General features: G+C 41.7%; 21 protein-coding genes, 1 pseudogene and 1 riboswitch. Of the genes and pseudogenes, 13 read left to right on the forward strand and 9 right to left on the reverse strand.

Annotated features, from left to right (window positions below; all coding sequences use genetic code 11):
• Positions 1-242 precede the first annotated feature (242 nt).
• A complete protein-coding gene (locus BT_RS09630; RefSeq protein WP_008761174.1) occupies positions 243-794 on the forward strand; it encodes a LemA family protein in 552 nt (183 codons plus the stop codon).
• Between the two features lie 15 nt (positions 795-809).
• Entirely contained in the window at positions 810-1,742 is a 933-nt protein-coding gene (locus BT_RS09635) for a DUF3137 domain-containing protein (protein ID WP_008761173.1), read from the forward strand.
• Between the two features lie 82 nt (positions 1,743-1,824).
• Here BT_RS09635 and BT_RS09640 read toward each other — a convergent pair whose 3' ends face one another.
• Together BT_RS09640 and BT_RS09645 are read right to left on the reverse strand one after the other, a co-directional pair.
• Positions 1,825-2,532, reverse strand: coding sequence for a TIGR02757 family protein (locus BT_RS09640; RefSeq protein ID WP_008761172.1), 708 nt, complete (start codon positions 2,530-2,532; stop codon positions 1,825-1,827).
• Between the two features lie 12 nt (positions 2,533-2,544).
• Positions 2,545-3,867, reverse strand: coding sequence for an MATE family efflux transporter (locus tag BT_RS09645; protein ID WP_011108042.1), 1,323 nt, complete (start codon positions 3,865-3,867; stop codon positions 2,545-2,547).
• A 438-nt stretch (positions 3,868-4,305) separates the two neighbouring features.
• Here BT_RS09645 and BT_RS09650 point away from each other — a divergent pair, with 438 nt between their 5' ends.
• Together BT_RS09650 and BT_RS09655 are read left to right on the forward strand one after the other, a co-directional pair.
• Positions 4,306-5,616, forward strand: coding sequence for a lysine-sensitive aspartokinase III (locus tag BT_RS09650; RefSeq protein ID WP_011108043.1), 1,311 nt, complete (start codon positions 4,306-4,308; stop codon positions 5,614-5,616).
• Between the two features lie 33 nt (positions 5,617-5,649).
• Positions 5,650-6,450 (forward strand): pyrroline-5-carboxylate reductase family protein, encoded by an 801-nt coding sequence (locus BT_RS09655; RefSeq protein WP_011108044.1) that lies wholly within the window; start codon positions 5,650-5,652, stop codon positions 6,448-6,450.
• A 253-nt stretch (positions 6,451-6,703) separates the two neighbouring features.
• Here BT_RS09655 and BT_RS09660 read toward each other — a convergent pair whose 3' ends face one another.
• Complete coding sequence (locus BT_RS09660) at positions 6,704-6,928, reverse strand: winged helix-turn-helix domain-containing protein (protein ID WP_055220199.1); 225 nt, start codon at positions 6,926-6,928, stop codon at positions 6,704-6,706.
• Between the two features lie 312 nt (positions 6,929-7,240).
• Between BT_RS09660 and BT_RS09665 the strand changes: the two genes are divergently transcribed.
• A complete protein-coding gene (locus BT_RS09665) occupies positions 7,241-8,098 on the forward strand; it encodes an AraC family transcriptional regulator (RefSeq protein WP_011108046.1) in 858 nt (285 codons plus the stop codon).
• Positions 8,099-8,219: 121 nt separating this feature from the next.
• Here the strand turns inward: BT_RS09665 and BT_RS09670 are convergent, their stop codons facing one another.
• Both BT_RS09670 and BT_RS09675 read right to left on the reverse strand, forming a co-directional pair.
• Positions 8,220-8,585, reverse strand: a complete 366-nt coding sequence (locus BT_RS09670) for a VOC family protein (protein WP_011108047.1) — start codon at positions 8,583-8,585, stop codon at positions 8,220-8,222.
• Positions 8,586-8,679: 94 nt separating this feature from the next.
• Positions 8,680-9,483, reverse strand: a complete 804-nt coding sequence (locus BT_RS09675) for an AraC family transcriptional regulator (RefSeq protein WP_105100227.1) — start codon at positions 9,481-9,483, stop codon at positions 8,680-8,682.
• A 210-nt stretch (positions 9,484-9,693) separates the two neighbouring features.
• On the opposite strand from BT_RS09675, the gene BT_RS09680 reads away from it, so the two are divergent.
• Positions 9,694-10,911 carry a TnsA endonuclease N-terminal domain-containing protein gene (locus BT_RS09680; protein WP_011108049.1) on the forward strand — a complete coding sequence of 406 codons (1,218 nt, stop codon included), beginning with the start codon at positions 9,694-9,696 and terminating at the stop codon, positions 10,909-10,911.
• Between the two features lie 51 nt (positions 10,912-10,962).
• On the opposite strand, the gene BT_RS09685 is transcribed toward BT_RS09680, so the two are convergent.
• Positions 10,963-11,832 carry a DUF6845 domain-containing protein gene (locus tag BT_RS09685; protein ID WP_011108050.1) on the reverse strand — a complete coding sequence of 290 codons (870 nt, stop codon included), beginning with the start codon at positions 11,830-11,832 and terminating at the stop codon, positions 10,963-10,965.
• Positions 11,833-12,361: 529 nt separating this feature from the next.
• Between BT_RS09685 and BT_RS09690 the strand changes: the two genes are divergently transcribed.
• The 3 genes from BT_RS09690 (at position 12,362) to pncB (ending at position 16,565) form a co-directional block, all read left to right on the forward strand.
• Positions 12,362-13,300 carry a DUF1848 domain-containing protein gene (locus tag BT_RS09690; protein WP_011108052.1) on the forward strand — a complete coding sequence of 313 codons (939 nt, stop codon included), beginning with the start codon at positions 12,362-12,364 and terminating at the stop codon, positions 13,298-13,300.
• A 383-nt stretch (positions 13,301-13,683) separates the two neighbouring features.
• Positions 13,684-14,463 carry a 7alpha-hydroxysteroid dehydrogenase gene (locus tag BT_RS09695; protein WP_008766263.1) on the forward strand — a complete coding sequence of 260 codons (780 nt, stop codon included), beginning with the start codon at positions 13,684-13,686 and terminating at the stop codon, positions 14,461-14,463.
• Positions 14,464-15,395: 932 nt separating this feature from the next.
• A complete protein-coding gene (gene pncB, locus BT_RS09700; RefSeq protein ID WP_008766265.1) occupies positions 15,396-16,565 on the forward strand; it encodes a nicotinate phosphoribosyltransferase in 1,170 nt (389 codons plus the stop codon).
• A 212-nt stretch (positions 16,566-16,777) separates the two neighbouring features.
• Here the strand turns inward: pncB and BT_RS09705 are convergent, their stop codons facing one another.
• Positions 16,778-17,101, reverse strand: coding sequence for a thioredoxin family protein (locus tag BT_RS09705; protein ID WP_008761158.1), 324 nt, complete (start codon positions 17,099-17,101; stop codon positions 16,778-16,780).
• 190 nt (positions 17,102-17,291) lie between these two features.
• Positions 17,292-17,498, forward strand: a riboswitch (cobalamin riboswitch).
• Positions 17,499-17,633: 135 nt separating this feature from the next.
• Here BT_RS09705 and accC point away from each other — a divergent pair.
• From accC to BT_RS09725, 4 genes are all read left to right on the forward strand, one after another.
• Entirely contained in the window at positions 17,634-19,145 is a 1,512-nt protein-coding gene (gene accC, locus BT_RS09710) for an acetyl-CoA carboxylase biotin carboxylase subunit (RefSeq protein ID WP_008761157.1), read from the forward strand.
• A gap of 20 nt (positions 19,146-19,165) precedes the next feature.
• On the forward strand, positions 19,166-19,675 hold the full coding sequence (locus tag BT_RS09715; RefSeq protein ID WP_008766266.1) for an acetyl-CoA carboxylase biotin carboxyl carrier protein subunit: 510 nt from the start codon (positions 19,166-19,168) through the stop codon (positions 19,673-19,675).
• Positions 19,676-19,695: 20 nt separating this feature from the next.
• Complete coding sequence (locus BT_RS09720; RefSeq protein ID WP_008766267.1) at positions 19,696-21,231, forward strand: acyl-CoA carboxylase subunit beta; 1,536 nt, start codon at positions 19,696-19,698, stop codon at positions 21,229-21,231.
• A 163-nt stretch (positions 21,232-21,394) separates the two neighbouring features.
• Complete coding sequence (locus BT_RS09725; protein WP_008766268.1) at positions 21,395-22,897, forward strand: arylsulfatase; 1,503 nt, start codon at positions 21,395-21,397, stop codon at positions 22,895-22,897.
• Between the two features lie 163 nt (positions 22,898-23,060).
• Here BT_RS09725 and BT_RS09730 read toward each other — a convergent pair whose 3' ends face one another.
• Positions 23,061-24,095: a YeiH family protein gene (locus BT_RS09730; protein ID WP_008766269.1), complete on the reverse strand. Its 1,035-nt coding sequence runs from the start codon at positions 24,093-24,095 to the stop codon at positions 23,061-23,063.
• Positions 24,096-24,674: 579 nt separating this feature from the next.
• A pseudogene (locus BT_RS09735) lies at positions 24,675-25,716 on the reverse strand (N-acetylmuramoyl-L-alanine amidase).
• Positions 25,717-25,797 lie beyond the last annotated feature (81 nt).

The raw sequence follows: 25,797 nt of genomic DNA on the forward strand, positions 1-25,797 counted from the left end.
TTTATCTGAATTTTCGGTTATCATTGTAAAAGTCGATTCCACATCTGCTTTTTATGATGATAATCGGAAATTCTTTTTTATTCGGTTTCTGTCAGATATATTCAGTAAATATTCCGCTATATATTCTTCTTTACTCCCAAATACTGTTCTATTTTCCAGTTTTATTCTTTATCTTTGACGCAATAAAACCACTTCGAATTCACAAATATAGAAAACGGCAAGAGGATGCCAGACATATAGTTATGACTATACTAATTATTATAGCTGTAGTAGTAGTGATTTTCATCGCTATTTACAACTCACTGGTGCGAAAAAGAAATGAGACGGAAAATGCTTTCGCAGCCATCGACGTAATGCTGAAAAAGAGATACGACTTGATTCCTAATCTGGTAACTACAGTCAAAGAATATGCAGAACATGAAAAAAGCACATTCGCACAGATTACGGAAATGCGCAACAAGTCGTACGCATCTTTCTCTAATCAGGATAAAGAAAATCTGGACTCTGCTTTCTCACAAGCCTGTACACACTTTTTTGCCATTGCAGAAAATTATCCGCAACTGAAAGCGTCTGAAAACTTCGAACAGTTACAACGTGCGCTTAACGAAACTGAAGAGCAGCTTTCGGCAGCACGCCGAACTTTTAACGCTTGCGTCACTGACTATAATAATGCAGTACAGACTTTCCCGTCAAATCTGTTGGCCGGTATGTTTGGTTTCACACGCAAAAGCGTATTCTCCATTTCCGAACAGGAACGTACTGTTCCGAATGTGAATAACTTGTTGAATCAGTAAAAAACAATATATAATATGGCAGAAAGTCCGCAATTTGAGACATTGGTACAAAGTCTTTCCTCTACTCTGCAAAGTCTTGAACAGAAACGCAAAGAACTAAAAAAGCAAGGACATTCCACCGGAATATGGGTAGGAGGGATTATTCTCGTGATTGGTATTGCATTTTCCCTTTATGCCCATGTAGCACTTATTGGAATCGGTATTGCGGCAGGTCTTGCTTTGTTGGCATACTACAGTTGTATAAATGCCAAATCGCAGGAGTTATCCACCTATTATAAACAGGAAGTAATCGCACAAATATTACAATCTTTTTGTGAAAATGCCGTCTTCACACCCGAAGAGGGAATCAAGGAAAGTACATTCAGGAACTGTGCCCTGTTCACTTCTCCCGACCGTTATCACACAGAAGATCTGATACAGGGACGTGTAGGAAAAACGGACTTCTGCTGTGCGGAAATTCATGCCGAAGAACGAAAAACACGTGTCAATTCAAAAGGACAGACAAGTCATTATTGGGTAGATATCTTTAAAGGTTTCTTTTTCATTGCCGATTTTCAGAAAGACTTTCAGGGACATACCACTATTTTAAGGAATAGCCTGTTCAAACTAAGCTCCAGCGGTTCGCGGGTGAAACTGGAAAATCCGGATTTCGAGAAAACATTCGATGTTTACTCTACAGACCAGATTGAAGCACGCTACCTTCTTTCTCCTTCAATGATGGAACGACTTCTTGCACTAGACAGAGAATTCAATAAGAACATCACAATTAGTTTCAGAGATTCAAATATTCTGATAGCTATTCCTGAATCAAGAAATCATTTTGAAGCCAGCATCTGGAAACCGATGGATGACCTTAGCCAGCTCAAAAACGATTTCAGCATGATTCATGCATTGGTCTCTATTGTAGAGGACTTGAATCTTAATACACGAATCTGGAGCAAAAAATAAAACGAATCAGCAGAAACAGAACCCGTTTTATATGTCGAACTTAATAGAGGTTTGATTGATACTTCTATAGAGTTTCTGCAACTCAAATCTCCCCGTTGACTCCTAATCCAAATAAAGCAAAATCACCCAGGCAAGGATCATCCGGAAAGACTTCAGCCAATGCAGCGGTGATCCGACGGGCATTCTTCAAAGAAAAAGTTTCCGTATCCGTCAACTTGAAGTAATAAGCTACCCTACAGACATGAGTATCTAACGGAACAATCAGGTCTTTACGATCAAAACTCTCCCAAACACCCAAATCAACCTCCGAATCCCGACGAATCATCCAACGTAAAAACATATTCAGTTTCTTTTGAGGACTTTTGGCAGAAACTTCGAGAAATGCACATAACTTCTCCATAGGTATTCCGGAATATATATTCAAAGCATCTTCCAAACTTCCGAACTGCGTATAGGCCGTATATAACCGACGGAAGTATCCATGAAAATCAGCATACGACAGCATCCGATAAAAACTATGGGTTGCCCCGGAAGGAAAATCTTCCTCCCACCGGCGGGATAATACATATTGATAAGGTGAAGTTCCCATTAGCTTATGCAACTCATCCGCTTTCTTCAATATCTGCTTGCGATTGCCAAAACTCATAATTGCCGTCAGCAGTCCGCTAATCTCTATATCTTGTTTCAGCGTATAACGATGAGGGAACTGCACCGGATCACTTGCGATAAAGCCTGCACAATGGTACACCTCTGCACACATCAAAAGTTTATTCTTTATATCTTCAGTCATTTCGAGAAAGTATCAATCATTGAAAGTACAAAAGTACATATTCTGTTTGGATTTCCTCTTCAAGTACAGAATGGATTGTATTCCCAATAGAATAACGAACAGATATTCCGCCGTCATATACACCGTCAAAGAGGCATGAAAACACTCACTCAGCAAATATAGATAAATCAGATAGATCAGGATAGTAACCAGTTGAAAGACAAAGGCAAGTCTTGTCTTTCCCGTACCTGTAACAGCATTGATATAAACATATCCGGGCAATGCAAACACATAATTCAACAACATGACTATAAAAGGCCAGAAAGCAAGTTTTACTAAATAATCGTTATTTGTATAAAATCCGATGATCCATTGATTGCCCCAAAGAGCTGTCAGTATCAATGGAAGCCCTACCACATAGCCTAATCTGAGAACTTTGCGGCAAACGGGAAAAAGTTCCTTCCCCTGTCCTCCCCCGATCAGATTGCTAACTAACGATCCGGTAGTAGAAGCGAAAGAATTGACTATCACAAAAAAGAGGGTAGACACACTTCGGGTAATATTGGAAATAGCAAGTTCTGTCTTCCCCAAATGTTCAATAGCCACAAAAAACAAAAACCAGGGAGCGACACTGATAAAAGCATGAAGCATACTCCATACGGACAGTTGCAGTAGTTTCATCAGCAATCTGCCATCATAGACGGCACTCAGACCATATTTTTTCTTATCTACCGTTTTACACATATATAACAAGAGTATGAGAAACGCTCCAAACTCAGCAATGGAGGAGGCCATCGCTGCTCCGGATATGCCCATATCTAGTTTGAATATCAGTAAATAGTTGAAAGGAATATTGATACAGACTGCCGTAAGAGCTGCTCCGGAGAGGAGTTTAGTATTCGTGACCCCAACCAGGAAAGCCCGGAAAGCTAAGAAAGGAAACGAAAATAACAATCCGAAACTACGCCAGTTCAGGTAACGGATCACAGCCTGATAAATTTCATCAGAAGTAATCAGCTGTTGCAGAATAAACGGAGAAACAAGATGTATCAGCAGACAAAGCATGATTGCCATCACCATCAGAAAATATAATCCCTGAAAGAAGGTACGCCCTGTTTCTTTGTAATGCTGCTCCCCATTTCTTCGGGCAATCATAACCTGCAGACCAATGCTGAATCCAAATCCCAGCATATAAATCGCTAAATAATATATTCCCGCAAGTGCGGATGCTCCCAATTCGATTTCTCCTACGTGTCCTAAAAAGACAGCATCGGTAATGTTGATTAATTGCTCCATTAGAATGCTCATCATCACAGGAAAGTTGATGAGCCATATTTGCTTATATGTATATTTCATTGCTCAACTAAAAATAGCACGATACAGCATACTACACTCATAGCAGTACACAGTTTCGTAAATTCATAAAAATGGGTATAAAAACTCTTTGGCAAGCGGGTCGTTGCTTACCGGATAGCTGAATAGCCTGATTAGAAAGGATGCTATTCGTTGAGCGTAGCTATATACAGAGTTTCATAAATAGATGGATATACTATTAGTTCATTAATCACGCTACAAAGATAGTCATTTTTATATCATCTCCTAATATGGTATGGTATTAGCAGATTACATCTAGTAATGGACTGCTTCAGAAGCGGGAATAATAGAATTAATAATTTGATTCTGAACAACATACCTGATAATCAAATAGCAGATCGATGGCAACAGACCATCTCTACTTTGAAAAAAGGCATATCATTTTGAAAAGATCAGTAACCAATAAATTATCAGATAACAATGAAAGTTTGCAAATTTGAAAAAATGAAAGAAGAGGATGAAATCAGACAAGTAATCAATTACATCCTAAAGGAACATCCTTACGTAGTTGTGGTTCCGACACTGACGCAACTACAAGAATGGCTGCAGGATATTTCTATCAGCTGGTTTCACGAAGAAGACAGTGCTTCGCATACAACAATCAATAATATCGAAGAATATTGCTGCACACTGGCAGATCACCTCATAACAGATTTGCCACTAAATACGGATATAAAGAAATATATCCGGGAATGTATCGAAAAGATGCACAAACTGGTGGAGGACAAAGCCGATTTATTAATTGATAAAATAATAAAAGCCGAAATATACCGGTTATCCGGAGAATTGTTTGCCTGCTGCCTGCGTCAGCATGGACTGAATGCCCGCACATTGGATACCGGTACTTTTATGCAGATGAATCTGGAAAGGAAACCGGATATCCCCTACATTCAGGAATCTATCAGGCAGTATATCAATGAGAATCGGGATACTGACATTTTCATCGCTCCTCTTTCCTTATGCAAAAATGTATATGGCGAAATTGATTTCATGAATGAGAAGCGTAATGATTATTATGCTACCGTACTCGCCAGCATATTCGAAGCAGACGAAATCATTCTGTCAACCGAACTCACGAATATCTATGCCAACCGGAACTGTGCCAGGGAACAACATTCTCTGACCTACACCGAAGCCGAACAGTTGATTAACAGTGGAGTACACTTAATTTATACAGACTGTATCACTCTTGCAGCCCGTTCCAATATCGTTATCCGCTTAATAGACACCCATGACCTGGAAACAGAACGGCTCTACATCTCTTCCCATGATACGGAAAGCAGTGTTAAAGCCATTATTGTCCAAGACTCAGTGACGTTTGTACGCTTCACGTCATTGAACGTCCTGCCCGGCTATTTACTCATGGGCAAATTACTGGAAGTCATTAATAAATATCAGATAAACGTTATCTCAATGGCCTCATCCAATGTTTCTGTCTCCATGATTCTGACAGCCAGTCGTGATACCCTGCGAATAATTCAAAGAGAACTGCACAAATACACAGAAATGGTTGTTGACGAAAATATGTCCGTAATACATATCATAGGATCACTTCATTGGGAACGTACGCAACTGGAAAGTAACATCATGGAAACAATCAGGCATATCCCCATATCACTGATTTCTTATGGCGGCAGCGATCATTGTTTCACAATATCAGTTCACACGGCTGATAAGAAGCAATTACTCAATTCGCTGTCACAGCGTTTTCTTGAAAGACTTTCAGCCTGATTAACAAAGTAATAAATACAAATCCATAAAAACATGAAAATTACAATTATAGGAGCCGGAAACATAGGGAGCGCAGTTGCTGCCTGTCTGGCAAAAGGACATCTCTACAACGAAAAAGATATTATCATTTCTACCCCTCATACAGACAAGCTAGAAAATCTGCACAAACAATTTCCTGCGATACGCATAATGACAGAGAATCAGTATGCCATATCGGAAGCCGACATTATTATTCTGGCTGTCAAACCATGTATAGTAGACGAAGTATTATCTCCGTTACGATTCTCACGCACCCAAATCCTGGTTTCACTGGTAACCGGAATATCCATTTCTCACCTGGCACATTTATCGGAAACCGAAATGCCTATATTCCGGGTTGTTCCAAACATCGCCATTACGGAACATTCGAGCCTGACCCTGATAACTTCACGCAAAGCCGGCAAAGAACACCAGCAACTCATAAAACAGACATTTGAAGAAGGAGGAAAGTGTTTGTTCGCAGAAGAGAAACAGCTGGATATCATTTCTGCATTAACTTCCAGTGGAATCGCTTTCGCATTAAAATATATTCATGCAGCCATGCAAGCCGGCATAGAATTGGGTATCTCCGCTGAAGATGCAATGCGAATGACGGCATATAGCATGGAAGGAGCTACAGAACTGATTTTAAATCACGACACCCACCCGCTGTTAGAAATAGAAAAAGCAGCTACTCCCGGTGGAGCCACCATTAAAGGATTGAATGAACTGGAGCACAGGGGATTTACTTCCGCCGTTATTCATGCCATAAAAAGTAGCGCCACAGTATCGACCGATAAAGAGACTGAAGAATAGACAAACGATCCCCTAAATTTTCACGCACATAATTTCGCACTAATATAAAGTATATATTTTTCATATAAAGAAGAAGATACTAACAGCATTATTATACGTTTATTATACATTAAAAAGAGTTACCCTATACACAGAGTAACTCTTTCTAAATTCAGTTCTTCAGGTTCAGATTTAACTTACGATACTTTATATCGACAATTCTTTACTTATAAGTTAATGGAACTTCAAAGATGTTCACGAACAGCATTCTTTATTATCCAAAGCTAAAAGGGAAAGTGCTTTCATCAGATAAAGCAATTAATCCATTTTTCCGCTGGATACAAATTTTGTTCTCTCTCGCCAGCCAACCGGCGGCTAATGCTGTACTCTCTACGCTAAGGTTTAATCTTCTCGCCAATTCTGGTATCGAAATTTCACCAATTTCTTTCAGGGCACACCAGACCTTGCCGGCATTGTTCCCTACTACTCTTTTATCCATGGCTATTCTCTATTAATAATTCGAAACTAAGATAGCTATTTTAATAATAGTTCATAACATATTCTCTTATTTTATTTAACAGATTGACATTATTTAAAGATTCAAAAAAGAATCGGGTTCAAACAGTTAAATATTCGGTCATATTTTATACTAAAGCACCATTCTGGAATACTCAAAATCATCAAATAAATTCATAGCATAACTAAAAGAGAATCAACAGGTTTTATTAAAAAAAATGAATAATAGCAATATCGGACAAGTTCGTTCCCTTTTTTACCAATACCTTTGCGAAGTGAAATACCAAAAGAAGTTATGCAACAGAAGAAAACAACCAAAGAAGAGTATCAAAAGTGCGTAAATGTTGTGGTGGAATATATCAATCAACATTTAGGAGAAGACATTGATTTGAAATCGCTGGCCAGGATATCAAACTTTTCTCCTTTTTATTTTCACCGAATTATGAAAGCATTCCTCGGTGAACCGATCGGTACCTTTATTGTCCGGACGCGGACAGAAGCAGCCGCACGTTTATTGCGCTATTCGGATATTCCTATTGCCGATATTGCCTATCGCATCGGATATTCATCCCCTTCTTCCTTGTCGAAAGTGTTCAGACAGTTTTATGGTATTTCTCCTTTAGAGTATCGAAACAATAAAAACTTTGTAATTATGAAACCAGCGATTATCAGGCCAGACCTGGAACTGAAAAGTGAAATTAAGAGTATACCTGCACGCAATGTTATTTATATCCGCCTGTCCGGTGACTACAAACTGAATGACTACGGAGGGACATGGGGACGTCTGTGGCAGTTCATCAAAGAACAAAAGCTGCCGATGGGAGATTTCAGCCCGCTCTGCATCTATCACGACGACCCCAAAGTGACACCAGCCGAGAAATTGCGCACCGATGTATGTATGGTGATGCCCGTACAGGTAGCTCCCAAAGGAGATGTAGGATTCAAGACACTTCCGGCAGGACGTTATGCAATCTTCTTATATAAAGGTACGTATGACAATCTGCAAGCGGTATATGATACTATCTATGGAAAATGTCTGCCCGAAATGGAATGTACGCTACGCGATGAACCCAGTGCCGAACGCTATCTGAACAATCCGTGCGAAACCGCTCCCGAAGAGCTGTTGACAGAGATTTATATTCCGGTAGAATAAGAAGGATTTAAAAATAAATGAGACTGCATCCATAAAAAATGCAGTCTCATTCTACTTTCGCTCATCATTACCCATCAGAGGGCAACTACGCCGGACAGATAATCTTCCTCTCTTTTATCTGTTATTTATCAGCGTAAAGCCCTACCCTGTTTCCCTCGCTATCCGCAAACAAGGCAAACCAGCCTCTGCCCTCTACTTCGATTTTCGTCTTGGGCATCATGATTTTTCCACCTTTCCGAAGGACTTTTTCCAGTGTCTGATCGATGTCTTCACAATTAAAAGAGATAATCACTCCTTTTTCCGAAGGAAGATAATCGGGAGCATGAAAAATAGCGCCGACCGTTTCACCTTCTTCCGTGAAACACGCCATCTTCTCCTCTTCACATTCAAAAACCGGAAGCTGTACCCCAAACACTGTTTCATAGAAATCGACAGCCCGGTGAAAATCAACTGTAGGAATCTCAAAAAATGCAATAAACTTTTTCATTTCGTTCTTTTTTTATGGTTACTATTGAGCCTTTGCAAAGACACTGCAAAAGTAAGGGATGCCACAAAGCTCTGATAGGAAAAAAAAGACATTTTCAAAATTCCGAGAAGTAATCAGAATAAGGAGCACAAACAGAAAGATATTCTGCAGGCGTATAACCGGAAAATAGTTTGAATTCCTTGATCATGTGGGACTGATCGGAGTATCCACATTCATAGGCCACTTGTACAAAAGGCAAAGTCACATCCTGTTGCAACAGAAATAAAGCACGTTGCATACGCACAATACGAAGATATTCCTTGGGAGTCGTACCGACATGATCGGCAAAAACACGTCCGAACTGCTTGCTACTCAAACAAGCCGCCTCCGACAATTGAGGAATATTTATCTGTGGTTGAAGATTGATTTCCTGAAAGACAGCAGACATCCTCTTCAGATTATACTCGGAAAAAGCATATAAACGACGAAGAAAAAACTGCTCTATCAGACGAATACAGACTATATTATCAGAAGTATCAGTGACTTGCTTCGCCAAATCCGATAGTTCGACATCTTCCACTTCATCCATCGCTACATCTTTCCCATGAAACAAGTGAACGGGAATGTGGAGCAAGGCTTTCGCTGCATAAGGTTGAAAAACAACCGTAATCATCTCTATCCTACCCGTCGACAACACATCGGAGAATCCGATCGACTGTCCGCAAATAAAAGACTGTGGCTGCAACTTTAAATCATTCTGCAGGAAGAGTTGTTTCCCTTTATGAAAAACAAGTTGCATACAACCGATGGGCAAAGTCCGTTCGGAAACAGGAACTGCTGCATCATCCTGCAATATCCAATAATGGCGGATGTAAGGCGATAGCACAGGAACGGGCTTTATAATCTGAAATGACTGCATATGGCAAAGATATCACTTTTTTAATTATGGAAGCAAAAGTAGATAGTCTCTTTGAATCTGTATTGTAAAAAAGAGACATTTAATTATTAAATCAAACCTAAAGAATTATCCTTCTGTTAAAATGATAAAAAGAATAGAAGTATTTATGTCTTTTTTCTTTTTTATTGTCTAATATTGTTCTCTATTAATACACACAATACATAAAACCATATGGATGCTCAAGGACTTCGTCTCATAACTGCTCTTAAACTGTGCATACTAGCCACTAAAAAAGATGGTACACCTTTATATAGTGACAGAGAGCAATACATCTTCTCCGAATTATATGGTTTGGAAGGAAACGAAATACAAAATATGATAAGTTTGGGAGATAAATTAGGACTTAGTCGTGAAAGAATCCGTCAATTAAAAGTAAAAGTATTCAAGAAATTCGGAATTTTAAGAAAAAGAAATATCCCAGCCATCATTGACATTGATAATCTATTGACTAATAATCACCAGATCAATCTTGATGAAGTACACAATTTTGCTTGCTACTTAAAAAAATTTCAAGAAAGCCATCTGTCTGAATATCCCATAGAAACTCTTTTTGATCTAGCTCAACTTTACTTTAAACAGGATTATTCCATTATCAAAACCTGGAAAAGAGAAATCAAAGAAACAAGCACAATCTTTCCCAAAAAGCAAAATTCACAATTGACAGATATTACAAACAAAATTATATGGTTTGATCATGTGAAGTCATGGACTCTTGAAGAAATCCACCAAATAACTCCTCATAGAAACTATGACCCAAACAAAAAATATTTAGAATCAGAAGCTGGAGAGTTCTATAGTAATAAACTTCAAAGAAATGTTTTTTACGAATCGATGCTTGAGAAAAAATTCTATAAACGTTTAGAAAAATCACATGAGGTTATTTATTATGTCGAACAAGGCATTACAATCACATACGATAGAGGAAAATATACCCCTGATGCTATAGTCTTCCTTGATGATGGGAAAGGTTTCGTTGTAGAAATTAAGCCTTTGACCGAAATGGCCAACCAATCTGTACAAAAAAAATTCAAGGCATTACTTGATTTTTGTGAAGAAACAGGTCTTGGAGCTACTTTAACAGATGGGCGTACAGATATCAATCATATATTCGAAACTATTCCAAATCTCGCTTTCGAAGAAAGCATCTTGCAATCTTTGAAAGAATTTAAGAAACTTACTTATGGTAAAGTAAACGAATTAAAAAATAAATATCAAGTAACGACTATACATCTGCTACAATGCATTATAAAAAATAATTTATCCTATAACTCCATGCCGACATTTATTTGGAAAACTAAAAAGCCCATTATATGTGATTTACTTTTAAGTCCTGAAAATAAGATGTTATTAAAAGGATCGACAGATATTATCAATAACGACAAAACATAAAATATGCCTCGCCTGGGTATAATATAATAGCCAGGCAAGGGGTCTTATTTTTCAAATAACAGAAAGCCCGTATTCATAGGCTTCTGACATCGCCTGATATTCTTTGTCCGAATATGCACCTTTACTTCTTGCCTTCTGCATATCATTCATAAAGGACTTAACGGTAGAAAGGAAGCTCTGAAAATTCTTCAGTTCTTCATCATAACCTGTAACAGCCGGAATTTTTTCCGCAGCCTTCAGTTCCTTCTCCAACTCCGCCATTTTCAAATCAATCCGTACTCCGTCCATTGCATGTTTGCGGGAATACAAATTCATTATGCTCTGCACCGTGCCTGACATCTTGCGCATCGCCATTATCTGATCTTTCAACGGCTCATCAGCCAAAAGTTCACTCTCCGCTTGTTCGGTCAAAGGACTTAGGATATCAAAAATCACTTGCTTATACTCGGACAGTTCTACGCTCAACTTATAGTTTTCATCCAAAAGCTGAGCCGTTTTTGCTGTATCTTTCGACTTCTTATAAGCTAGAAATTTATTGAAGTTATCATAGAACTGTGTCCGCACATTAAACAATCCGGCATAATTCTGCTTTAGATTCTGACGGACTTCAGGATTAAAATAGTCTCCCGGGTCCAACAATTCCGCTGTATCACGGGCAGCTATTTCCGGAGGTGCAATCGGGTCAACTTCAGGCACTTTCCCTGTCTGTTCCATGTATCCCAACACAGCATTTATATCTTTCGCATTAGCCACATGCCTCAATACAGCGAGCGACATATGATAATAATTGATCACCTTACTGGCATCATCCAATTCCTCCGTACTTTCCGAGGATACAGTCTGCTTTTTACTTCCCCCCGAACAGGAAGACAACAGCAAAGCACCGACCAGTGCTCCAAACAATAAAAATTTCTTTTTCATAATGTTCTCCTTATTAGTTACTTTCCGTACTATAACAATAAAAAACGATTTTTGTTATGTACAAACAATAGGTATCACATACACTTACAACGGTGGAAAAATTCAAGATGCTATTAACGATGATTAAAGAATAAACAATTATCGACGTATAAAAACAAAAAATGGCTACTCATCACGAGCAACCAATCTTTTGTTAACCTTAAATCTAATACTTATGAAAAAAACACAGTACAAATATACCACCTTTCAAGTAAATAGCAAATTTCAGAGCCGAATCGGACGATAATATAACACGGTTTAAGACTCTCGGAAGCGCATTAACATTTCAGACTTTTCGTGTTAACATTTAACATATTCATTCACAGTTCCTGCTTAAAGAAATTCTTGAAAAAGCAACTAAGTCCGCTTTTTCAAGAATTTCGCATTAATCCTTTTTCAGTATACTCTATTCTCCCTCCTATCCGTACTATTGATTATTTTTCATCACGGAATTATTGCAATACAACCAATTTTACCGTAACTTTGAAATATGATAATTAGCGCCAGCCGCCGGACAGATATTCCGGCATTCTATTCGCAATGGTTCTTCAACCGGATTAAAGAAGGATATGTGTTAGTTCCCAATCCTTTTAATCCTAAAATGATCAGCAAGGTCAGCTTACATCCTGCTGTGATAGATTGCATCGTGTTCTGGACCAAGAATCCCGCCCCGATGATTGATAAACTGGATCATCTGCAAGACTACAAATACTACTTTCAGTTCACCCTCAATCCTTACGGAGAGAAATTAGAGAATAATCTGCCGTCAGTCAACAAACGAATAGACATATTCAAACGCCTTTCGGATAAAATAGGAAAAGAAAAAGTGATCTGGCGCTATGACCCGATACTGACCAATGAAGAGTACGACGTTTCTTTCCATAAGGAGGCGTTTGCCCAAATTGCCTATGGACTTAAAGACCATACCGAAAAGTGTATGCTGGGATTTATTGACCATTACCAGCATATCCGCACCGCAGTCGGCCAGTTCAACATACAGCCGTTGCGAAAAGAGGAGATTGAAGAAATAGCCGTCTCTTTCAGGAATACCATCAACGAATATCCTGCCATCCAACTAGATACCTGCACCTCCAAAGTTGATCTGAGACATTTGGGAATCCCTGCCGGACTGTGTATCGACAAAGAACTGATCGAAAGAATCACCGGCTACCCCCTCCTTGCCAAAAAAGACAAAAATCAGCGGAATGTCTGCAATTGCATTGAAAGTATCGACATAGGCACTTATGAAAGTTGCCTCAACGGATGCATCTATTGTTACGCCATCAAAGGCAATTACAACAGTGTGGAATATAACACTAAGAAACATGACAGGAATTCGCCTTTGCTGATCGGGCATCCGGCAGAAGATGATGTAGTGAAGGAACGGGAAATGAAAAGTCTGCGAAACAATCAATATTCATTATTCTGAATCACGCCCGGACTCCAAATAATTCCTTCGCATAAGAGCAAAAAAAAGGCTATCTATCCCAGACAGCCAATCTTTGTTAACCTTAAATCTAATACTATGAAAAACACAGTACAAAGATACGGACTTTTGCCTCATCTCCAAATTTTCCGGCTAAAACGGGACATCTTATAACATGGTTTAATAGAATCAGAACCGCATTAACAAATAAGCAACTTCATGTTAACATTTAGCAGTCTTCTTAAATATTTAGCCCATAAAACTGAATGAGATGCAAAAGTTTTCGAATCTGTTGCCGATTCCTATTAATAAGAGTTTACAGGCAACAACAAATCCATTCATTAGCTGTTAATTAGAGGAAGGTAATCATCAAATTCTCAACATATATGAAAAGATTTGAAAACAAAGTAGTCGTCATCACCGGTGCTGCCGGTGGCATTGGCGAAGCAACCACACGCCGCATCGTCTCCGAAGGAGGAAAAGTAGTCATCGCCGATCTTTCGCAGGAAAGGGCCGACAAGCTTGCCGCCGAACTCACTCAAGCAGGGGCCGACGTGCGTCCCATCTATTTCTCCGCCACCGAACTCCAAAGCTGTAAAGAACTGGTTGATTTCGCCATGAAGGAATACGGTCAGATAGACGTACTTATAAACAACGTAGGCGGAACCGACCCCAAACGTGATCTGAATATTGAAAAGCTGGATATCGATTACTTCGACGAAGTATTCCATCTGAACCTTTGCTGCACGATGTATCTTTCTCAGCAGGTCATTCCCATCATGACCACTCACGGAGGCGGAAATATCGTAAACGTAGCATCTATAAGCGGACTGACAGCCGACGCCAACGGCACTCTCTACGGAGCCAGCAAAGCAGGTGTCATCAATCTGACCAAATATATCGCCACCCAAATGGGAAAGAAAAATATCCGCTGCAATGCCGTAGCACCGGGACTGGTTCTTACCCCTGCCGCACTGGACAATCTGAACGAAGAAGTACGCAATATATTTCTGGGACAATGCGCCACGCCTTATTTGGGAGAACCCGAAGACGTTGCCGCCACTATTGCATTCCTGGCCTCCAACGATGCACGATACATCACCGGACAGACGATTGTGGTAGACGGTGGCTTAACCATTCACAATCCTACCGTTGAATTATCATAAATATACCCCGGACAGTACATCCTGCTTTTTATCATAAGAACGATGAAGGTGTGTCAAAAATCAAAAGTAACTAAACTGAGGCTGACTAAAAAGTCAGTTGTATCCACACTCTCCTCCTTCGGGAAGAGGAGTACCCGTAGGAGGAGGTGGTAGGTGAGCACACAAGCTATTGATATTCAACCATACAGCATACCTACCACTCCGGCTTTCAGCCACTCTTCCTTCCTGAAGAGGGGAGTTTAGTTACTTTTGACACACCTTCATAAAGCCAGATGTACTGTCCATTTATTCTCTTTCTCGTCTCCCTCAGCATACTCCAAAGCCGTTTTTTCTAATTAACAAATAAAAAGTCCCTTTTTCCCCGCTAATCGGACACAGCAGCCCCGATGGCAGCAACGGAAAGATCGTGACCAATACCTCTTCACTTACCACAGCACTGCATATCGTCAAGAGTATAACCATTCATATCCAATAAACAAAGTAAATAAAAGGCTGCAACTATGAGCAGGTTATTACTATAAGCATCCGTTCTCTCTTTAACGAGAAAAAATTCTCATGCCTTCGAGAAAAAATTCTCATTGCAGTGAGAACTTTTTCTCAATGCGATGAGAAACTTTTCTCATAGTGGTGAGAATTTTTTCTCATCACCATGAGAATGATTGAGAATATAGTAATCCGTATCATACTGTATAATAATCATATACGTATTTTGCGTCTTACGGTTTACAGCAATAATTGATTGGTTATAAAGAAGCTTATTCATAAAAAAAGTATTTTTTCGCCTATTTTGTTGAAGCATCACCGCTATAGAAAGCGAAAACACCCTAAAAGTGGGATTAACTTACTAAAAGAAGGAATTATTGCCAATTAATCAGTAGGATTGTTCAACAAATGCTAACTTTACGACGTTTTACATATAAAGAATAAACGGCATGATTGTAAGAACACTACTGGATACAGACCTCTATAAGTTTACCACCTCGTACGCTTATATCAAATTATTCCCTTACGCAATGGGCACTTTCAGTTTCAACGACAGAAACGAAACTGAATATACCGAAGAGTTTCTGGAAGCGCTCAAAAGCGAATTCAACAAACTCAGCCGGTTGAGACTTACGGAAGAGGAACTGGAATACATGACACGCAATTGCCGGTTTCTTCCTAGAGTCTATTGGGAATGGCTGTCTTCTTTCCGTTTTGATCCGGACAAGATCGATATTCATCTGGACACAACGGGCCGGCTGCATATTGAAGTCAGCGATTTTCTTTATAAAGTCACACTGTATGAAGTACCGCTGCTCGCCATCGTATCCGAAATCAAAAACAAGTTTTTCGGCAATGTACCCGATATGAGCGAGATACTCTGCAAATTGTCGGAGAAAGTGGAATTGTCCAATCAGCACCAGCTCCGCTTCTCGGAGTTCGGCACGCGGAGAAGATTCTCAATCGACGTGCAGGAGACGGTGATCAAACGGCTGAATGATACGGCCAAATACTGTACCGGAACTTCCAACTGCTATTTTGCCATGAAGTACGGCATGAAAATGATGGGAACTCATCCGCATGAGTGGTTCATGTTTCATGGGGCACAGTTCGGATATAAGCACGCCAACTATATGGCGCTCGAAAACTGGGTGAATGTATATGACGGAGATTTGGGCATTGCGCTGTCCGACACTTATACTTCAGGAATATTCCTGAGCAATCTCAGCCGCAAGCAGGCCAAGCTATTCGACGGAGTGCGCTGCGATTCCGGCAATGAGTTTGATTTTATCGATAAGCTGGTAGCCCGCTATAAAGAACTGGGCATTGATGCCACTACCAAAACAATCGTCTTCAGCAACGCTCTCGACTTCACGAAGGCACTGGAAATTCAGGAATACTGCAAGGACAAGATTCGCTGTTCCTTCGGAATCGGTACCAATCTTACGAATGATACAGGATTTGCCCCTTCCAACATTGTCATGAAACTCACGCAATGCAAAATGAATGTCAATCAGGAATGGAGAGAATGCATCAAACTATCGGATGACGAGGGAAAACATACAGGCAGTCCGGAGGAAGTACAGGCTTGTCTATACGAACTGAGGCTGGCGAAATAAAGACCACTCTGAACAGAAAGCCGGGATACGGGCATAAAAAAAGGAGCAACGCCTTGCTCCAACCTTTGTTAACCTTAAATCTAATACTATGAAAAACACAGTGCAAAGATACGTACTTCTGTGTTATTAGCAAATTATCCAAATAAAAAAGTATGTTTTATAACACGATTTAAAACTTTCATAGAAAAACATCCCTTTTTATTAATACTTTTTCAAGATTTAAACTCCTTGACTGCTCTTCCCAATCTTTCCAGCGTCAGTTCGCCGGATTGTCTCCAGAGCTGTTCACCTTTTCTGAAAAGAATGAATGTGGGAGTGGATTCAATGGTATAGAAATTAGCGAGATCACTTTCCTCGTCTACGTCTACCTGTACTACCTCGACTATCCCTTCCATCTCTTTCTTGAACTCTTTTATCAAAGGCTGCATACGCTGGCAGTGAGGACACCACGTTGCATAAAATTCTGCCATTACCCAGTCATCACCCGCCAGTTTCTCTCTGTTTCTCGTATCACGAGCTATTTTCTTTTCTTTCATATCGATTCTCCTTTTAATTAATTAGTGGGAGTCTTAACAATACAAAAAGGGGAAGGTTTAACACATAAACATTAATACACAGAGATTTAGTTCTATTGGAAAAGTAAAGGAGAGGAAATCTGCCGGAGCATTCATTGCACAAAACTGAAACTTTCGTGCAAAAACAGAACACAGTATTCAATATTTATTTATCTTTGCCCCCCGAAATGGTTCGGAGTCCGTGTCCAACGGACAACGATTAAAAGGGAATCGGGTGTAAATCCCGTACAGTCCCGCTGCTGTGAAGCTCTATACAATGTCTTATTAATGAACTAATTTATCGCCACTGATGTTATTTCGGGAAGGCACTATAAGACAAGAGTCAGTCAGAAGACCTGCCACTTCGCGTAAAGCGTTCTTCTGCCTCGTGGGTTAGGAGAAAGAACATCATTTGTTAAGCCCCAAATCAAGAAAATACTGTGTTTCTGTCGGATGGACTATGTCTGTGAAGATGGGAAGGCATTAAATAAGTATGTACTTAATTGAGTAAAGTATGATAAAAAAAATCTTAGTAGCCAATCGCGGTGAAATTGCCATAAGGGTGATGCGCTCCTGCCGGGAGATGGAGATAACGAGTATCGCTATTTTCTCCGAAGCAGACCGGACCGCGAAGCACGTGCTCTATGCAGACGAAGCTTATTGCGTAGGACCGGCAGCATCCAAAGAGAGTTATCTGAATATAGAAAAAATCATCGAAGTGGCAAAGGAATGCCATGCAGACGCTATTCATCCGGGATATGGTTTCCTGTCCGAAAACGCGACTTTCGCCCGACGCTGTCAGGAAGAAAATATTATTTTTATCGGACCGGACCCCGAAACGATGGAGGCAATGGGCGACAAGATATCCGCCCGTATTAAAATGATCGAGGCAGGAGTCCCTGTCGTTCCCGGCACACAGGAGAATCTGAAAAGTGTGGAAGAAGCCGTAGAACTCTGCAACAAGATCGGTTACCCGGTGATGCTGAAAGCATCTATGGGCGGCGGCGGAAAAGGTATGCGCCTTATCCACAGTGCGGAAGAGGTGGAAGAGGCTTATACGACTGCCAAAAGCGAGTCACTTTCTTCGTTTGGCGACGATACCGTTTATCTGGAGAAGTTCGTGGAAGAACCTCATCACATTGAATTTCAGATTCTGGGCGACAAACACGGAAACGTGATTCACCTGTGCGAACGCGAATGTTCCGTACAGCGCCGCAACCAGAAGATTGTAGAAGAGACGCCATCGGTTTTCGTGACTCCCGAACTACGTAAAGACATGGGTGAAAAGGCGGTAGCCGCCGCCAAAGCGGTCAACTATATCGGTGCAGGCACGATTGAGTTCTTGGTTGATAAGCATCGCAATTATTACTTCCTCGAAATGAACACCCGTCTGCAAGTAGAACATCCGATTACGGAAGAAGTGGTCGGAGTGGACTTGGTGAAAGAGCAGATCAAAGTTGCCGACGGCCAAGTGCTCCAGCTGAAACAGAAAGATATCCAACAGCGCGGCCATGCCATCGAATGCCGTATTTGTGCCGAAGACACGGAAATGAACTTCATGCCGAGCCCGGGAATCATCAAGCAGATTACAGAACCGAACGGAATCGGTGTTCGTATCGACAGTTACGTTTACGAAGGATATGAAATCCCGATCTATTATGACCCGATGATCGGCAAACTGATCGTATGGGCTACTAACCGCGAATATGCCATCGAACGGATGCGCCGCGTACTCCATGAGTATAAACTGACAGGGGTAAAGAACAACATCAGCTACCTGCGTGCCATCATGGACACTCCGGACTTTGTGGAAGGCCATTACGACACAGGCTTTATCACCAAGAACGGCGAGCATCTGCAACAATGTATCATGCGCACCAGCGAACGTGCCGAAAACATTGCCATGATTGCTGCCTACATGGATTATCTGATGAATCTTGAAGAAAACAGAGGTGACGCAACGGACAACCGTCCCATCAGCAAATGGAAAGAATTCGGTTTGCACAAAGGTGTACTTCGTATCTAAACTAAAAACAGCATTCAATTATGGAAATTCATATAGGAGACCGCGTAGCGGAAATAGAACTCGTCAGCAAGGAAGACAACAAAGTGGTACTTACCATTGACGGAAAACCGTTTGAAGCAGATGTTGTGATGGCCGAAAATGGCACCTGCAATATTCTGATGGACGGTCGCAGCGCAAACGCACAACTGATTCGCCGCGAAAACGGTAAAAGCTATAAGGTAAATACGCATTATAGCAGTTTCAATGTTGAAATCGTGGACAGCCAGGCAAAGTATCTGCGTATGCGCAAGAAAGGTGAAGACGAACAGAACGACCGTATCACTTCCCCAATGCCGGGAAAGGTGGTGAAAATCCCTGTTACGGCAGGGCAGGAAATGAGGACCGGAGATACCGTCATCGTCATCGAAGCCATGAAAATGCAGAGCAACTACAAAGTGACTTCCGATTGCCGCATCAAGGAAATTCTGGTTCAGGAAGGCGACAACATCACCGGTGACCAGACATTAATAACATTAGAGCCGATTATATAATACTAAAAACGGATTGCATCATGGAAGAAATAAATAAAGCATACGCCATGTTTCAGGAACGTGACCGCATCGCTTCCCTCGGTGGGGGCGTGGAAAAGATTGAAAAGCAACACGAAAGCGGAAAGATGACTGCCCGCGAACGCATCGAAATGCTGCTCGACAAAGGTACTTTTGTTGAACTGGACAAGTTGATGGTTCACCGCTGCACCAACTATGGCATGGACAAAAACAAGATTCCGGGAGACGGCATCGTATCCGGTTACGGAAAGATTGACGGGCGCCAGGTATTTGTTTATGCCTACGACTTTACTGTCTACGGAGGTTCACTGTCCGCTTCGAACGCGAAAAAGATTGTGAAAGTGCAGCAACTGGCATTGAAGAACGGTGCTCCGATAATTGCGCTGAATGATTCCGGTGGCGCACGTATTCAGGAAGGAATTGAAAGCCTTTCCGGCTATGCGGATATTTTCTATCAGAACACAATGGCAAGCGGAGTGATTCCTCAGATTTCAGCTATTCTTGGTCCGTGTGCCGGAGGCGCCTGCTACTCTCCTGCCCTTACCGACTTCATCTTTATGGTGAAAGAAAAGAGTCACATGTTTGTGACAGGTCCGGATGTGGTAAAGACTGTGATTCACGAAGAGGTAAGCAAAGAAGAACTGGGCGGTGCCATGACACACAGCAGCAAAAGCGGTGTCACTCACTTTATGTGCAATACCGAAGAAGAACTGTTGATGAGCATTCGCGAACTGCTTTCCTTCTTGCCTCAGAATAATATGGACGAAACGAAAAAGCAGAACTGTACTGACGAAACCAACCGTGAAGATGCCGTACTCGACACCATCGTCCCCGCAGACCCGAATGTACCATATGACATGAAGGATATCATCGAACGGGTAGTAGATAACGGCTATTTCTTCGAAGTAATGACTAACTTCGCAAAGAATATCATCATCGGTTTTGCACGTCTGGCAGGCCGTTCGGTTGGTATTGTCGCCAATCAGCCGGCCTACCTTGCCGGTGTTCTCGACATTGACGCCAGCGACAAGGCAAGCCGTTTCATCCGTTTCTGCGACTGTTTCAACATTCCGTTGATTACTTTCGAAGATGTGCCGGGATTTCTTCCCGGATATACGCAGGAGAACAACGGTATCATCCGCCACGGTGCTAAAATCGTTTATGCGTTTGCCGAAGCTACCGTTCCCAAACTGACAGTCATTACCCGCAAGGCATACGGCGGCGCATATATTGTGATGAACTCCAAACAGACAGGTGCAGATGTGAACTTCGCTTATCCGAGTGCGGAAATCGCAGTCATGGGTGCGGAAGGTGCGGTAAACATCCTGTTCCGCAAAGCGGATGCAGAGACAAAAGGTAAAGAACTGGAAGCCTACAAGGAAAAGTTTGCCACTCCCTACCAGGCTGCCGAACTGGGATTCATCGACGAAATCATCTATCCGAGACAAACCCGCAAACGTCTGATCCAGGCACTGGAAATGACAGAGAACAAGATGCAGACGAATCCGCCTAAAAAACATGGAAATATGCCTTTATAAGTTATAGGCGATTACCTATAATAAAAGAGACTGTTTCAGTACAGGTGCCCCCACCTGTTTCTGAAACAGTTTCTTTTTTTCATATAAAAAGCAGAAATGCTTTCACGCAAAATAGATAAAACTTTATACCTTTGCAGTATTACATTATGAAAAACCAGAAAATATGATTAACCTGAAATGTACATTTGCCGTCACGGCCGGATTGTGCTCATCTTTGGCCTATGCACAAAAACAACCGCACATTATCTTAATTATGACCGATCAGCAACGTGGCGACGCCATGGGATGCATGGGTAATGAATCTCTTATCTCCCCCCATCTGGACGCTTTGGCAAGCGAAGGAACGTTGTTTATGAACGGATATTCTTCGTGTCCCAGCAGTACCCCTGCCCGTGCCGGACTGTTGACCGGACAGTCTCCCTGGCATCATGGCTTGTTAGGATACGGTAAAGTTGCCCCCAAGTACAACCACGAAATGCCTCAGATGCTGAAAGATGCCGGATATTATACCTTCGGTATCGGAAAAATGCACTGGCATCCGCAACGAATCAAACACGGTTTCGAAGGAACGCTGCTGGATGAAAGCGGACGCCGGGAAGATCCGAATTTCATCAGTGACTATCGCTTATGGTTTCAAATACAGGCACCGGGAAAGAACCCGGATGAAACCGGAATCGGATGGAACGATCACGGAGCAGCTACCTATAAACTGAAAGAAAGTCTGCACCCTACTTATTGGACCGGTGAAATGGCTTGTCAGATGATACAGAATTATGATAACGGCAATCAGCCCTTATTCTTGAAAGTTTCCTTTGCCCGTCCCCACAGCCCGTACGACCCGCCTCAACGCTTTCTCGACATGTATAAGGATGCGCAGGTTCCCGATCCCGTCATTGGTGAGTGGTGTGGGAAATATGCCAAAGAACTGGACCCCGAAAAAGCAGCCAAAGATGCTCCCTACGGCAACTTCGGAAATGAATATGCACGTCACTCCAAACGCTATTATTATGCCAACATCACTTTCATAGACGAACAGATAGGGCGTGTCCTCCAGACCTTAAAAGACAAGGGAATGTATGATAATTCCCTTATCATTTTCGTTTCCGATCATGGAGATATGATGGGAGATCACTACCACTGGCGAAAGACTTACCCGTATGAAGGATCTACGCACATACCTTATATTATTAAATGGCCAGCCAAAGCGCAAGTCGTTCCCGGCAAGGTGGATAATCCCGTAGAACTCCGTGACCTGCTACCAACTTTCTTCGAAATAGCGGGAACCTCCGTTCCCACCGACATAGACGGACGCTCTCTGCTATCTCTGGCTAAAGGCACAGAAACGGAATGGCGCAAATACATCGACCTGGAACATGCCACTTGCTACAGTGATGACAACTATTGGTGTGCCTTGACCGACGGAAAGATTAAATATATCTGGTACTTCTATACAGGTGAAGAGCAATTGTTTGACCTTGCCAAAGATCCTAAAGAACTGCACAATGCTGTGAACGACAAGAAATATAAAAAGCTGCTGACAGGAATGCGTGCAGAAATGATCCGCCACCTCAGTGAACGGGGAGAGGAATTTGTGAAAGACGGTCAATTGGTTGTCCGCAAAAAAACGATGCTTTACGGTCCTAACTATCCGAAAGAAAAGCGATAAATATAGCCTGCCCGGATGAAACGCATCACTTTCGCCACAAATTGTATCTATCATACAGATAAAATGGGAAGTTCTCAATGACTGACACTTAATTTATCCGTCTAAGATTGTACAATTTGCGGTGAAAGTGATAATAAGTATTTTGCAAGAAGACGTTTTTCCCTTACATCAGATAAGGAGTGAGATACTTCACAAGGAAATATCCTCCGACCACCAGCCACACATAAAGTAAAAGAGCCAGTACGAAAGGTTTGGCTCCGGCCTTTCTGAATTTATCGATGCTTGTTTCTGTTCCGAGTGCCGTCATAGCCATTGTCAGCAGAAAGGTATCCAGTGTGTTAATACCTGCCACCAACTGCGCAGGAAGCAAATCAAAAGAATTGAAAGCGATGACACCCATAAAACCTATTGCAAACCAGGGCACTGCAATCTTCTGAAACTTCTGCCCTTTCTGCACTTGTCTTTTCCGCGCTCTCGCCACCAGATAGGTAGTAATCAGAAGCACAGGAACCAACATCATCACACGAATCATTTTCACTATGATGGCAGAATCCGAAATACCGTTTCCCATCGCGTCTCCGGCACCTACTACATGGGCAACCTCATGCAGGGTAGCCCCCGTATAAATTCCCATCTGATCGGGAGTCAGTGCACAAAATCCGTTCCGGTACAAGAAAGGATACAGAAACATGGAAATAGTACCGAAAATCACGACAGTAGACACGGATACAGCCGTTTTATATGGCTTTGCCTTGATGGTCGATTCAGCCCCCAGAATGGCGGCGGCTCCACAAATTCCACTTCCGATGGAAGTAAGTAATGCGATTCCACGGTCCATCTTCAGCAATTTACCAAGATAGATACCGCCACAAATAGTCACCGCCACAATAATCACATCGATCAGCATAGCCGGCAACCCGATAGCCATCACATCCTGAAAAGTCAATCTGAAGCCATATAAAATGATACCGATACGCAGAATCTTCTTCGAGCAAAACTGGATACCCGGCACCCACGTTTCCGGAAGGTGATTTCGCAGACTATTGGCATAAAGCATACCCAAAATGATACCGACAATCATCGGACTGAAAGAAATACTTCTTACAAAAGACATCTCGCCAATATAAAACGCAGCACAAGAAAATAATGCTATCAACAGGACACCGTGCAGCATGCTGCTTCTCTTTTCATTGAACATAAATGATTTGATTTAAGTGATACTAAATTATTTCTTTTTTGCAAAGGAAGACATTTTCCGGCAGACTGAATCACAGAATTTTATTATGTCGGATAATCCCTGGTTATACCCCCAAAGCGGTTATAACAAAAAAACGGCACCTCGATTCACATCGCAGCACCGTCACAACACAAACACAAAATAAAACACGACAAAACTACTATGCAATCTTACCTGTAATGCCGGGGAGGCATACCTTGCTTGACTTATCTATATTCGCATACCCATAAGAAGCTTTATCAGGCGATTTGCATAATAAATAACGCACCAATTCGGATTTTGTTCACAAGAGTTCTGAAAAAAATGAAGTTAAGACGACTTTTTAACAAAAAAAACGGTACCCCGATTCACATCGCAGCACCGTCACAACACAAACACAAAATAAAACACGACAAAACTACTATGCAATCTTCCTGTTATGCCGGGGAGGCATATTCACTGACTCATATATATTCGCATACCTACAAGCAGTCATCAGGCGATTTGCACATATATAACATCCCGATTTTCGTTTTGTTCACGAAAAAAAGAGATTGAAGTTTATTTTCTCCCTTTAAAATCTTTCAGAAAGCCTTCCATCAACCATTTGGCAAGGGCCTGACGGTTGGAATCCATCACCAGTCTCCGCTGGTCAAATGTATTCTGTATATTCCCCAGTTCGACAAAAACAGAAGCGGGGGTAGTGTGTGAAAGTACATATAAATTGCGTCCGCTCACCGTTCCGGAAAAGCCGCGGTTCGGCTGATGCTTTCCATATTTGGATTCGAACGTATCTTTCATATTGTTTGCCAGCCGTTTGCTTTCGGCTTTCTTATTGGAATGATAGAAAAAGACATCCGTCTGCTTTTTTTTGCTGCGGCCTGTCTACATGAATGAAGATAGCGCGGCAGTAAGTATAGTTCTGACGGTCTTTCCGATAAAGAGCATTGATTTTATTGCAACGCTGCTGAAGACGCTGTACCTGATTCAATGGAATCGGGTCGCCCATACAAGTCTCACGCTTGCTGTTAGAGAGGTAAGCGTCATTACGGATACCATCTTTGGCATCCTGAATAATGATATGCACTTCCGCCCCTTCCTGCATCAGATTCCGGGCGAGACGAAGTGCAATGTCATAGGCATATTCGTCTTCGTGAAGTTCGTGCTTCCCTACCCGTCCGATGGCTCCCGGATCAGGACCGCCATGCCCGCTGACTACATAGAAGCAGGCACCTGCCAGTCGGTTGGAAGTGACCTTTACATTCGCCAGTTGCTTACCGAAAAGAGGTTCATGAAGAGTGGTTCCTATTTTCGAAGCCTTTGAGGATTGTTTTCTTGCCGGTGTCTCTTTATCAGCCGCCGCCGATCTCTTGACAGGAGGAATAGTATACGTTACCCCCAGCTTCAACACATTCCCTTTCCCCAGCTTTGCCTTATTCAGTTCCACAAAATCATCATAATATTTCTTTGGAGCACGGTTGTGCCGCAGCAAAAAAGTAGAAATCCCCTCACCTGCTTTCGGAGTAGCTTTTTGTTGCGCCTGCACATCAGCCAACGAAAGAAGAAAACTAATTAATAAAAGAATATAGAATCTTTTTTTCATATTCGACTACTACCTTATCAGTATCATTTCACTTATAAACAGGACAAAAATACAATTATTTTCCCTACTTTTGCCCCGTTA

It is taken from the genome of Bacteroides thetaiotaomicron VPI-5482, from assembly GCF_000011065.1.
GTDB classification, from domain to species: Bacteria; Bacteroidota; Bacteroidia; order Bacteroidales; family Bacteroidaceae; genus Bacteroides; species Bacteroides thetaiotaomicron.